10 protein-coding genes are annotated in these 12,583 nt (G+C 41.6%); 5 read left to right on the top strand and 5 right to left on the bottom strand.

The genetic code is table 11. The annotated features are described in order from the left end of the window. Window positions 1–55: 55 nt before the first annotated feature. From RCG25_RS03910 to RCG25_RS03890, 5 genes are all read right to left on the bottom strand, one after another. Entirely contained in the window at window positions 56–340 is a 285-nt protein-coding gene (locus RCG25_RS03910) for a hypothetical protein (RefSeq protein WP_308082378.1), read from the bottom strand. Between the two features lie 29 nt (window positions 341–369). Beyond that, on the bottom strand, window positions 370–633 hold the full coding sequence (locus tag RCG25_RS03905; RefSeq protein ID WP_308082377.1) for a hypothetical protein: 264 nt from the start codon (window positions 631–633) through the stop codon (window positions 370–372). Window positions 634–806: 173 nt separating this feature from the next. After that, window positions 807–1,649 carry a hypothetical protein gene (locus tag RCG25_RS03900; protein ID WP_308082376.1) on the bottom strand — a complete coding sequence of 281 codons (843 nt, stop codon included), beginning with the start codon at window positions 1,647–1,649 and terminating at the stop codon, window positions 807–809. A 41-nt stretch (window positions 1,650–1,690) separates the two neighbouring features. Continuing rightward, entirely contained in the window at window positions 1,691–2,593 is a 903-nt protein-coding gene (locus RCG25_RS03895) for a hypothetical protein (protein ID WP_308082375.1), read from the bottom strand. A 916-nt stretch (window positions 2,594–3,509) separates the two neighbouring features. After that, window positions 3,510–4,781: an MFS transporter gene (locus tag RCG25_RS03890; RefSeq protein ID WP_308082374.1), complete on the bottom strand. Its 1,272-nt coding sequence runs from the start codon at window positions 4,779–4,781 to the stop codon at window positions 3,510–3,512. 136 nt (window positions 4,782–4,917) lie between these two features. On the opposite strand from RCG25_RS03890, the gene RCG25_RS03885 reads away from it, so the two are divergent. The 5 genes from RCG25_RS03885 to RCG25_RS03865 all read left to right on the top strand — a co-directional run bounded on the left by RCG25_RS03885 (window position 4,918) and on the right by RCG25_RS03865 (window position 12,406). Next, complete coding sequence (locus tag RCG25_RS03885) at window positions 4,918–5,610, top strand: response regulator transcription factor (RefSeq protein ID WP_308082373.1); 693 nt, start codon at window positions 4,918–4,920, stop codon at window positions 5,608–5,610. After that, window positions 5,607–6,605, top strand: a complete 999-nt coding sequence (locus tag RCG25_RS03880) for a sensor histidine kinase (protein ID WP_308082372.1) — start codon at window positions 5,607–5,609, stop codon at window positions 6,603–6,605. The genes RCG25_RS03885 and RCG25_RS03880 overlap by 4 nt, the downstream gene beginning before the upstream one ends. Window positions 6,606–6,894: 289 nt before the next feature. After that, window positions 6,895–7,656, top strand: a complete 762-nt coding sequence (locus RCG25_RS03875) for an ABC transporter ATP-binding protein (RefSeq protein ID WP_308082371.1) — start codon at window positions 6,895–6,897, stop codon at window positions 7,654–7,656. Then, window positions 7,646–9,592: an FtsX-like permease family protein gene (locus RCG25_RS03870; protein ID WP_308082370.1), complete on the top strand. Its 1,947-nt coding sequence runs from the start codon at window positions 7,646–7,648 to the stop codon at window positions 9,590–9,592. The genes RCG25_RS03875 and RCG25_RS03870 overlap by 11 nt, the downstream gene beginning before the upstream one ends. A gap of 183 nt (window positions 9,593–9,775) precedes the next feature. Further along, the gene (locus RCG25_RS03865) at window positions 9,776–12,406 is read left to right on the top strand and encodes a S8 family serine peptidase (protein WP_308082369.1); all 2,631 of its coding nucleotides are present in this window, start codon (window positions 9,776–9,778) and stop codon (window positions 12,404–12,406) included. Window positions 12,407–12,583 lie beyond the last annotated feature (177 nt).

Genomic DNA, 12,583 nt, shown 5'->3' with positions numbered 1-12,583 from the left:
AAATTTCCCTCGGTTGCTTCGTTGTCAGCTAAAACTTCTACAATGATTGAATCTATTACCACTTCAAAGATAAAATCTGCATTAATTTTTTCACAAATAATATTAAAGAATTTACTGCAGAGTCTAGTTCTGCATCTTTAATTGTTTCAGATGGGCTAACTACTTTTGTTGCTTCTTCAGTAGTATCGTCTGCTTTAACTGTTGCTGCTTCTGTTGTACCTTCTGCTTCTACTGCTGTTGTTTCTTCTGTTGTACCTTCAGCTTCTACTGCTGTTGTTTCTTCTGTTGTACCTTCTGTTTCCACTGCAGTTGTTTCTTCAGCAGGTTGTTCAGTTACCACTTCTGTTGACTCTTCTGCTGGTTGGTCTGTTACAACTTCAGTTGCTTCTTCTTCGCACCAGCTAATACCGCAGAGTTTGGTGCAGCATGTAATTTTGCTGTTTCGCTTGCATGTGCACTTGCTCGAGACTTTGCTTTGTTAGCTGCAGATGGATTTACTTTTTCAGTAGTTTCATCTGTTACAACATCTGTTGCTTCTTCAGTAGCATCATCAGCTTCAACCACCGCTGTTTCTTCTGTTGCATCATCTGCTTCTACAGTTGCTTCTTCTTCAGTAGAACCTTCTGTTTCCACAGCTGTTGCTTCTTCAGTTGGTTGTTCAGTTACAACTTCAGTTGACTCTTCTGCTGGTTGCTCAGTTACAACTTCAGTTGACTCTTCTGCTGGTTGTTCAGTTACAACTTCAGTTGACTCTTCTGCTGGTTGCTCAGTTACAACTTCAGTTGCTTCTTCTGCTGGTTGCTCAGTTACAACTTCAGTTGCTTCTTCTTTTCACCAGCTAATACTGCTGAGTTTGGTGCAGCATGTAATTTTGCTGTTTCACTTGCATGAGCACTTGCTTGAGACTTTGCTTTGTTAGCTGCAGAAGGATTTACTTTCTCAGCACCTTCTTCATCTTCTAAAACAGCAGCTGCTTCGTCTTCGTCATTTGACTTAACAATGACATGAATATCTTTTAACATTTTCTCAGACTTAGACTGCTCATCTTCATCTTCTTTTTCTTCCGTCTTTACTGCTGTATCTGCATCAAGATCGGCGTCTTTTTCATCCTCTTTAACTGTTACTTCTTTTTCTTCATCCTTAACAGCAGTGTCTTCCTTTTCAACATCTGCAGTTTCAGTGATTTCAGAATCAGTAGTTACAACAGGTTCAGATGTTACCTCTGTTTGATTTTCAGTAACTTCTGGTGTAACAGGCTCTTGAACGGGAATCTCTTCTGTTACTTCAGACTCTTCTGTCACTTTAGTTTCTTCAGCTTTTGGCTGTTCTACCTTACCATGAACCGCTGAATTAGGGGCCGCATGCATTTTCGCAGTCTCACTTGCATGTACACTCGCTTGTGATTTGCTAGCATTGCCTGTCACAGGCTTCACAGTAGCTTTAACTTTAACTTGAACTTTCGGCTGTACCTTAACTTTTCCGATAGCTTTTGTGCTATTTACATTGTTTACATGAACACTGTGCTCAGCCTTCGCATTTCCGTGTCCTGCCGCTTCAGTGAAATGGCCTCCTGCAAATACTCCAAAAGATACTGCTCCAGCCAATACAAGAGATTTAAATACTTTATTGTAATTTAGATAATGTTTCATTTTATTATTAGCTCCTTTTATTATGTTTTGTTCCGTGGCTTTTAGCTGCGGGTAACCGTTTCTAATAAAGGAGCTGTCTGCGGTGGTGGTGAAGGTGGAGCATTTTCCCATTGATGAATCATCCATGTAATCCTTGAGTGGTATGGCTGGATAAGCGTGATGTCATGAAGTTTATTCCATTCAAACCATTTATCCATCATACTCAACGTACTTAATCCCTGGTTTCCTCGATCATTGGACTGCCCTCCGGAACTATTCGTCCGTTGGTTAGAATTCCACATCTGGTTAACCTTTGGAATTTCTTCCTTACTTTCTGGGATTGGTCCCTGTTTTAGCGGTTCCTTTACAGGGGGGTCAAAACTACTTTCCTTTTTAGATAGTGGTACATACGAACCCTTTTGTTGAGATGGCAACCAATTGTCGTCTCTCGTGATTCGGGTTTTATTTATAGCCACGGTATCATTATGCAAGGAAGGTTTGTCAGAATTGACGGTGCCTTTTACGGAAGCCTTCGTTTCCTGTACTACCTCACGTTTAGCTTCCTGTATAGCTGCACCCTTTCCATTACCGCGAGAATTAACGCTTATCTCCGCCTTTTTTGTCGGATGATTCGTGTTCACTTTTGCCTGTATCGGCAATGCGGTTGGTTTGTGAGCTACAGTTTGTTGAGGCGTACTGTTGGAGTTCTGCTGTTTAGCCCCGCCCTGATTCGATTGAGCACTGTTTGGAGCTATAGATTTTCCCTGGGATTTTGTGCTATTTGCTTTTACCGGAATTTTTTTTTCTGAAGCTTGATCAGATTTTGCAGAACTTTGTCCATGGACAAACTCTTTCGGAGTCGTTTGAAGTCCACTAGAGTCATTTTTTTCTGCAAAAGCTTGATTTGGTAAAAACATAGCTGCTCCGACCATTAATCCCGTGATAAGAAAATGTCGGAAGTGCAAGATTTCACCTCCTTTTCAAAAATCGTAACCTTCATGGACAACATTCGAGGTTATAAAAAAGTTTTTGACCGTTTTCGTCACTTTACGCAAGAAACCCTTCTTTTCACCTAAAGGTGCATGAATCAAATTGCCCCTAATTTTGGGATTTTTTAATAGCTAGAGACTAATATTGGGATTGGACTTATGTCGAAAACTTTTTTTTTGGCTTGCATCATTTTCATTATCTTTTAGAGTTTATTTGATATGTTAAAAGGGTATATATCCATTAACGATGATTTACATAATAGAGCTATGTTGGCTAGTCCTACAGTAAAACCAGATCTGAATAGTTAAAAACCCAACATTATGACCATACTGATGAAAGCAATGATGGCACTATCAACTTTCAGGTAGGAGTGGATTTCATGGAAGAAAAGGGGAATTTTTTCGTGGGGTTAATGTGGGGGACAACTTTAAGTGTCCCACTGTGGATTGCTTTTCTCGGATGGATAAAAATAGTCATTGGTTTTTTCTATAATTAAACCTTAATAAAGATGATGCCGGACCCATGTATTTGGGATCCGGCCTCTTTTATGTTTACCTATGTACGTATACAACTAGATACTTAAACTTTTAGCTGTTTTTTTCTTTGAAAAGTAGCTGTAGAGCCTGGCTACTTCTACTTTTTGAATCTTCTTCCTGAGAAAAGTAGATCTAGAGCCTAGCTACTTCTACTTTTTGCTTCCTCTTTCTGAAAAAGTAGATCTAGAGCCTGGCTACTTCTACTTTTTGCTTCCTCTTTCTGAAAAAGTAGATCTAGAGCCTGGCTTGAAATCCCCTAACTTCTTTCTATATTCTCCTATTTTTTTATTTGAATACCAAAAAAGCAGTGTAATTCCTAATGAGAATCACACTGCTTCGAATTCCGCTCCGTGCCTTAAACCACGGCTTCCCTACGCTGTTTCGCTTCACGGCGTTGTTCCTTGATCATGACTCCCCCAATCAAACCAATGACTGAAAAAATCACCGGAATGATAAATCCGTAATGATAGCCGACATTAGGCGGCGAAGAATGGAAATGATCTAATACCTTCCCAAAAATACCCGGCAACAGGACGGCACTTAGAAAACCACCGGTATTTGCTACCCCAGAAACCACACCGACTACCTTAATATCAAACGACTTTCGAACGACAGCAAACGTTAATGCACTCGCTCCATTCCCATAGCCAATTAGAAAAAAGATCAAAACGAGCATAGAGTAGGTTGGCTTCCCGTCTAACACAAGAAACGAAGTCCAACATAACAGGACAATCAAATGAACCAAAATATATGGACGTTTGATCGATCCGACGCGGCTTGAAATCCAGCTGGTCAGCGGAGCACCCAATAAAGCACCAAACAGCCCAATCATTATGAGCTGACTGGCACCAGAACGCGTCATTCCATAGACATGCATCCCGTAAGGCACTGCCCACGAGCCGATGAAACCTACATACGTACCAACCACTCCAAAGTGACAGAGAAAAGTGGCCCATGCCTGCCGTTCTGAAAAAATACGTCGTAACAAAACGAGCGTTTTTTCGCGTTCCTTCTTTACTTTTCCAGCAGACTTACGGTCATTCTTGAACAATTGCTTTGGTTTTCTCTCCAACACATAATATAAAAGAATCCCGGCAAGACATAACACAATACCTGTTGTGAAAAAGGGGGTTCGCCAGCCAGCTTCAGCAATCCAGGCCGAATACGGCACGGTCGCTAGCAGGAACCCAAAGCTCCCTGCCATTCCCGCAAAACCGAGCAACTTGACAAACTCATTTACCTTAAACCACTGGCTCAAAATCAATACCAAATTGACCCATATGGTCGCGTCCCCAATCCCCGCTAAAAAGCGAGCAAACAGAAGGACAAACTCATTCGGCGCCATGCTATAAATCAGCGTACCTATTCCATTCAGAAGAGCCCCAATAACAAGAAAAAAGTTAGGTCCAAAACGGTCAGACAGGATTCCAATTGGAATCTGTAGACCAGTGTAAGCAAAAAATTGAATACTTGCTAATAATCCGATGGTCGATGCGGTCAGATTAAAATCCTTCATTAATTGGTCGGAAATCAATCCTGGGGCAGTTCGTTGGCTCACAATGATAAAGTACACAAATAACACCGTGGCAAAAACCACCCATCTATACCTGCTATTCTGTTTTTCCAATATTCTCGTCTCCCATTTGCGATATTCAACCTATTATACACTAATTTTTCCAAATGGATGGCCAACGGAAACCTCTAGCATATAGGAAAAATTTGCTATACAATTTACCTATGTTTGAAAAAAGTTGGTGAGTAATATGTTTAAACTCTTATTAATAGAAGATGATACAACGCTATTCCAAGAAATAAAGGAGCGGTTAATCGGCTGGTCCTACGACGTAGTCGGGATTTCCGACTTTAGCAAGGTGCTCCAGGAATTTACCGAGCACCATCCGGACTTAGTCATAATTGATATCCAATTGCCTAAATTCGATGGGTTTCATTGGTGCCGAATGATTAGAGCCCATTCTAATGTGCCGATTCTGTTTCTATCCTCACGTGACCATCCCACCGATATGGTGATGTCAATGCAGCTTGGCGCAGATGATTTCATTCAAAAGCCGTTCCATTTTGAGGTGCTCATTGCCAAAATACAAGCGATTCTTCGCCGTGTGTACAATTACAATACGGACCAAACTGAGCTCAAAACCTGGTGCGGGGCAACCATCGATTATCCGCGCAACACGGTCAGTAATGAAACGGGTACGGTTGAACTGACAAAAAATGAAATTTTTATTTTAAAATTGCTCATTGAGCAAAAAAATAAAATCGTCAGCCGGGAAGATTTAATCAAAAGCCTATGGGATGATGAGCACTTTGTTAGTGATAATACCTTAACCGTTAACGTCAATCGCTTGCGAAAAAAACTAGAGGATCTTGGCCTCGGTCAGTATATTGAAACAAAGGTCGGCCAGGGATACAAAGCGATTGAAGAGGCAGCCTTTTTATGATGAAGCCATTTTTAATAGAACGGCGCAGCTGGATTGCCCTTTTTATTGTATTCCAAGGGCTTTTCCTATTTGTTGCCTCGATTGATTCTGCCATTCCGTTCACACCCATCCTCTATATGGTGTTTTTATCAAGTATTATTTTTATCCTATTTTTGTTCCTTCGTTACCAAAGAGAAACGAAGTTTTTCAAAGGTCTGGAGGAATGGGAGAATGACTTAGATTTATTGACTTCAGCTAACAGCCCTTTTGAAAAAATGATCGAAGAAACGCTGACGAACCAGACCAAGCGGTTAAAGCAGGAAGCCTCGCAAAACCAGATGACGTTAGAAGAGGAGAAGGATGACCTCCTTGCCTGGATACATGAAGTGAAAACTCCATTAACAGCGATGCATTTAATGCTTGAACACATGAACGATGAACCATTAAAAACAAAATTAACCTATGAGTGGCTACGAATTCATCACCTTCTAGACCAACAGCTGCACCAAAGACGCATTCCCTTTATGGAAAACGATTTATATATCGAGCAGACCGACTTAAAATCGATTATTTTTACAGAGATTCGTGGACTGCAATCCTGGTGTATGCAAAAAAGGATTGGCTTTGACGTCGATTTACAGGTCCCTTCTGTTTTGAGTGACAGCAAATGGCTTGCTTTTATCGTAAGGCAGCTGTTAACCAATGCGGTCAAATATAGCGAGGCTTCAGATATTATCATCACGAGTTGCGAAAAAATTGGACAGACCATTCTTGAAATTCAGGACTTTGGCCGCGGGATTGCTCCAAAAGATCTACCGCGCATTTTTGAAAAAGGATTTACCTCTACAATCAATCATCATGACAACAAAGCAACAGGGATGGGACTTTATCTCGCAAAAAAAGCATCCAAGCCCTTACTGATAACGATGGAGGTTCAGTCCACACTAGGAAAAGGGTCAACCTTTACCTTACGTTTTCCCAAAAGAAACGACTTCAACAACATCATCGGCATGTGACAACATTGTCACATGCTTCTCTTATTTTGTTAGACCAATCGAAGGAAGAGAACCGCCTCTCCTTTTATAATTAGGTTATGTTAAAGCTTTATGTAAATTTGGCATCCTGTTGATTGGAGCGGAAGGCGCGAAGACTCCTGTGGGAGTATGGTTCAGGGGAGACCCCGCAGGCGCTAGCGCCGAGGAGGCTCGCCGAAACACCCACGGAAAGCGAAGCGCCTGGAGCGGAAATCAACAGACATGTTAAAAGTCTTAAATAAAGCTATCGAATAAAGGAGTGTGGATCGGAATGACCATTCTACAAGCAACCAAAATTTATAAAAGCTACGGCAACAAATTCAATAAACAGGAAGTACTGAAAGGCATCGATTTAACCATTGGGAAAGGCGAATTCGTGAGTATTATGGGTGCGTCAGGTTCAGGAAAAACAACCTTGCTCAATGTTCTATCGTCGATTGATCAGGTTAGCCAAGGTTCCATTCAAATTGAAGGAAAAGAAATGACAACCTTAAAGGAAAAACAACTGGCAGAATTCCGCAAACATCATTTAGGATTTATTTTTCAAGAATATAACCTGCTTGATACGCTTACAGTCAAAGAAAACATCCTCTTACCCCTGTCGATTACTAAAGTGTCCAAACAAGAAGCAGACGCCAAATTCAAGGAAGTGGCAGATGAGCTCGGCATTTATGAACTCAAAGATAAGTACCCCAATGAAATTTCCGGCGGACAAAAACAACGGACCTCTGCGGCCCGGGCGTTCATCCACGAACCAAGCATTATTTTCGCGGACGAACCAACCGGTGCCCTGGATTCCAAATCGGCATCCGATTTGTTAAACAAGCTCAGCCAATTAAACCAAAGACGACAAGCCACCATTGTGATGGTTACCCATGATCCTGTGGCAGCCAGTTATTGCTCCCGGGTGATTTTTATTAAAGACGGGCAGATGTTTACACAGTTGAATAAAGGAGAGCAGTCGCGGCAGGCGTTCTTCAAGGATATTATGAAAACCCAAGGGGTCTTGGGTGGGGTGCAATATGAGCATTAATCAACTCATCCTGCGTAACCTCAAAAAGAACCTAAAAAACTATTTTCTCTATGTGTTTGCGTTAATCTTTAGCGTCGCTCTTTATTTCTCGTTCGTCACACTGCAGTATGACCCCGCGTTGGATCATACCAAAGGGACGATTAAAGGGGCGGCAGCTATTCGAGCGGGCTCCATCCTGCTTGTCGGCATTGTGAGCATCTTTGTTTTATACGCCAACAATATTTTTCTTAAACGGCGCAGTAAAGAAATTGGCTTGTTTCAATTAATCGGAATGACCAAGAACAGGATTTTCCGCATTCTCAGTGCTGAGAATTTTATTCTTTACTTTGGTTCCCTCATCATCGGGATTTTTATTGGTTTTTCGGTTTCTAAATTAATCATTATGATTTTATTTAAAATTACGAAGGTTGATGCGATTGCGACCCTTCATTTTTCCAGCCAGGCATTGATTCAATCCCTTATTGTGTTTGGTCTAATTTATCTGTTCATCCTATTGATGAATTTTGTCTTCATTAAAAGGCAAACGATTTTAGCCTTATTTAGAGTCCTTTCATCGACAGAAGGGAAAGCGAAAAAGCTCTCCTTGGTGGAAATGGTCCTGGGAACAGTTGGCATTCTTCTGATTGGATTCGGATATTATCTTTCGTCGAAATTGTTTTCCGGCGATTTCACCGACATGATGGAGCTATTCCTGGCGATGACAGGCATTTTGGCATCGGTCATTATCGGAACGTACCTGTTTTACAAAGGGACAGTTAGTTTCCTTTTTCATCTCATTCGGAAAAAGAAAGACGGCTACCTTAAGATTCACGAGGTGCTTTCCCTTTCGTCTATCATGTTCCGGATGAAATCGAACGCTCTTTTGTTAACCATCATTACGACTGTTTCCGCCCTTGCCATTGCTTTATTGTGTCTAAGTTATATCTCCTACTATTCAGCTGAAAAAACAGCAAAGGATCAAGTAGCGGCAGATTTTGCTTTTACCGATACAGATGCGGCTGCACAATTTAAGGAAGCACTTGATGCAAAAAATCTGAAGGTTACTGAGAAGAAGATTGATGTAGTCCAAATCAACGCCAACTTAAAATCAATCATGGATTCAAATCTCGAAGGAATGAAGGCGGATCCGAAGAGCATGTCAATTTCAGTTATTAGCGATCAAGAGGTTGCGGGTCTAGATGTAGGGCCAGAGGATACCGTATTTACTGGCTATAACGATTTACTGCAAAAATTTATGCCTTTGAAGGACTCAGGAAAAATTGAGCTAAAAGGGAAAACGGAAGTCATTCCACAAGACTATTTAGGGTTAAAGGATCTTCACCTCATCTCTTGGTATTACACGAATGGCGGCCAGCCAGTCGCCATTGTGGATGACACTATTTTCGAACAGTTACAGAAAGATGCCGATCCTTCATTACAAAAAGAATCGTCTGTGTTTATTGGATTTACTTTAAAAAACGAAGACCAATTAAAAGAGGCGAACGCGATCTTTAAAGACATGAAGTTTACCGAGAATCCGGGCTTTGACTCTCGTCTGGAAATGAGCAACAGTCAGAAACAAACGATGGGACTGATCATGTTTATCGTCGGTTTCTTAGGATTAACATTCTTGGTAACTTCCGGTTGTATCCTGTATTTTAAACAAATGGGGGAAAGTGAAGAAGAACAGCCGCATTTTACGATTTTGAGAAAACTTGGCTTTTCGCAGGGGGACCTGGTAAGTGGGATTACGATGAAACAATTATTCAGTTTCGGAATTCCGTTAATGATTGGGCTCGTTCATAGCTACTTCGCCGTCCAATCCGGCTGGTTCCTGTTCGGAACGGAACTATGGACACCGATGATTATTGTCATGGTATTATATACCGCTCTGTACTCCATATTTGGTGTACTCTCTGTTAACTACTATAAGAAAGTAATTAAAGAAGCACTATAATGGTGATTAGGGTCAGACATGAGGTCTGACCCTAATTATGTCTAACGGGGACAGTCCCCCACTCTGTTAAAACTTTACCATTTTAAAATGCTGAAATTTATTATACTCTGAGACATATGAACTGATTTTTGCTTGAACTACTGTTAAACAACATGACTACATACTAGGAAGGGGTTCGGCAACTTGAAACCGAGCAAATGGCTTTTCCCAGCACTATCCATGTTACTTTTCTCCTCAACAGCTCTCACGACCAACGCTTTTGCAACTGAGAATAAAAATGAAGTGAAAACACCTATTATCCAAAAGAATCCAGCTAGCTATCAAGCGGGCGAGCTAATTATCAAATATAAAAATACCAATGCAGCCGCTTCTTTTAAAAAGAAACATCCCTTCAAAACAAAAAAGAAGCTTCATTCCATTGGTGCAGAGATCGTCAAAGTGGATTATGGAACCAATATTGATAGTCTTATAAACAAGTTACAGACAGATCCTTCCGTCGCTTACGTTCAACCAAACTATAAATATACGATTACGGCACTCCCCAATGACCCTGAGTTTAGTAAACTATGGGGATTGCACAATACCGGACAGGCGGTTAATGGCACTTCTGGGAGTAACGATATCGATATCGACTATCCGGAAGCCATCCAGGAGTTTACGAATAGTGACAATCAACAACAGGTGGTTGTTGGCGTGATTGATACTGGCATTGACTTAAATCATCCAGATTTAAAGGATAACATTTGGACGAACCCTGGTGAAATTGCCGGTAATGGCATAGATGATGATCATAATGGCTATATCGATGATGTCCATGGCTGGGATTTCTACCATAATGATGCCAGCATCTTTGATGCAGAGGACGGGGATGACCATGGTACACATGTGGCCGGAACAATTGCGGCTAAAGCGAATAATGGCATCGGCATCACGGGAATTGCCCCCAATGTAAAAATTATGCCACTGAAATTTATTGGACCTGACGGAAATGGGAACACTGCGGATGCCATTCTGGCGGTTGAGTACGCCAGTAAAATGGGCGTAAGAGTAACCAATAACAGCTGGGCGGGCCTTGAATATGACCAGGCGCTGAAGGATGCCATCGACAAGTCTTCATTGCTTTTTGTAGCGGCAGCTGGAAATGAAGGGGTAAACAACGACCAAGTGCCTAGCTACCCTGCCAACTATGACACACCCAAAGTGATTTCCGTTGCGGCGATCGACTCATCTGGCAATCTAGCAGACTTCTCAAATTTTGGTGTAAACAGTGTAGATATTGCCGCTCCTGGCACGGGGATTTTTAGTACGGTTCCAAGAAAAAAGGAAGAAGGGGCAGCAGCGCAAATTTACAACAGTACGTTTAATTACAAAGCCATTTTTAACGGGTTTGGTTTTGAAAACCTCTCAAGTACGGATAGACAATCTGCTTTCAATAAGGCAGTAAGCTATCTTGGTTTAACATCTTCTTCTAAAATTCTATTAGTTCAAGATGATGAATCTACTAGTGGCGGTGCTAGTTTTGCAGATGTCTATAAGAACCTATTAAAAAATGCTGGATTATCATATACCCTTAAAACCGTAGCAACTGGCGAGAATGGTCCTAATTTCCCGACGCTTTCTGGCTACGATTCAGTAATTTGGTTTACTGGAAACGCCATTGGCGATGTTCCACCCAATTTAACATCAACTGACCTTACTTCATTAGAGCGATTTTTAAAAAAGGGCAATAAGACGCTGATGTTAAGCGGACAAGATATCCTCTATCAAAACGAGGACTCCTCCTTTGTCACGGATACGTTATCGCTCACCATTAAAGGAGAGGGTGAAACTAGCGTACGGGTGACAGGAGTAGAGAGAACCGCTTATGAGGGAGCATCGTACAGCATCGACTATGCTCCGTACGCGGATTATATTACAAGCAACAATGAGGCCATGGCAAAGGTGAATTTAATTTTTCCAGAAGAGACTTCGTATGCCACTGCCTACGCATTTGGAGATGGGACTTCGATGGCTGCCCCGCATGTTTCAGGAGTAGCCGCACTCTTGGCAGGCAAATACCCTAACGCAGGGCCGGAAAAATTACGTTCTATCATTCTAGCATCAGGAGATAGTCTCTCCAATTTGGCTGGGAAAGTTCAATCAGGCAAAACGGTAAATGCTTGGAAAGCTTTAACCTATAACTCTAAGCCTGTAGTTAGCGAAGTATCGAATAAGGATACTATGGTGACTGGTAAAGCGGAAGCAGGTACAACAGTTGAGGTAAAAGTAAACGGAGCGGTTGTTGGAAGTGACGTTTCCGATACGGATGGCAGGTTTGCCGTTGCGATTCCAGCGCAAGACGCAGGAGTTGAATTGGTGATTACAGCAACAGACAACACAGGACTAGTGAGCGAGGCCGCACTCGTAGTGGTCAATGGTTCTGCAGCAGATCAGCCAGATATTAACATCGTTCCGGTTAATGGTTGGGTTTATGCCAATAATCATTGGTATTACTTTGATGGTAAAGGAAATTTAGTTACAGGTTGGCAGCATATTGGTGGCAAGTGGTATTACTTTGATGAGGACAACGTAATGAAGACGGGTTGGCTGAAATTAGGACCAACTTGGTATTTTCTTGATAGCAGTGGGGCTATGAAGACTGGCTGGCTTAAGTCCAGAGCCTCTTGGTATTACTTAAACGGCAGCGGCGCAATGGAGACGGGCTGGGTAAAAGTTGGGACGAGCTGGTACTATTTCTATTTAGATGGGCGAATGGCATTTAATATAACGATTCAGGGCTATAACCTTAGCTCGAGCGGGGCTTGGGTGAAATAAACTTTTTGTTCTTTCGGTTTCTCTGAAGACAACACAAAAGGTATGGCAACTATTCAGCCATACCTTCTTTTATTTTATCGAACTCTTCTTTCATTGCCTTAAGTTTACCTTTGCAAATTCAACCAGATCCTCCCTCCTATTTATAAAATATATTTAAATAATATTAATCTTTTAAAT

Origin of the sequence: Neobacillus sp. PS2-9 (genome assembly GCF_030915525.1) — a bacterium.
GTDB lineage: Bacteria > Bacillota > Bacilli > Bacillales > Cytobacillaceae > Neobacillus.
This window is presented reverse-complemented; position numbering and strand designations above follow the sequence as displayed.

Excerpts from the sequence above, each read along its gene's own strand:
- RCG25_RS03900 (WP_308082376.1), bottom strand. The coding sequence starts at position 1,649 with ATGAAACATTATCTAAATTACAATAAAGTATTTAAATCTCTTGTATTG.
- RCG25_RS03885 (WP_308082373.1), top strand. The coding sequence starts at position 4,918 with ATGTTTAAACTCTTATTAATAGAAGATGATACAACGCTATTCCAAGAA.
- RCG25_RS03880 (WP_308082372.1), top strand. The coding sequence starts at position 5,607 with ATGATGAAGCCATTTTTAATAGAACGGCGCAGCTGGATTGCCCTTTTT.
- RCG25_RS03875 (WP_308082371.1), top strand. The coding sequence starts at position 6,895 with ATGACCATTCTACAAGCAACCAAAATTTATAAAAGCTACGGCAACAAA.
- RCG25_RS03870 (WP_308082370.1), top strand. The coding sequence starts at position 7,646 with ATGAGCATTAATCAACTCATCCTGCGTAACCTCAAAAAGAACCTAAAA.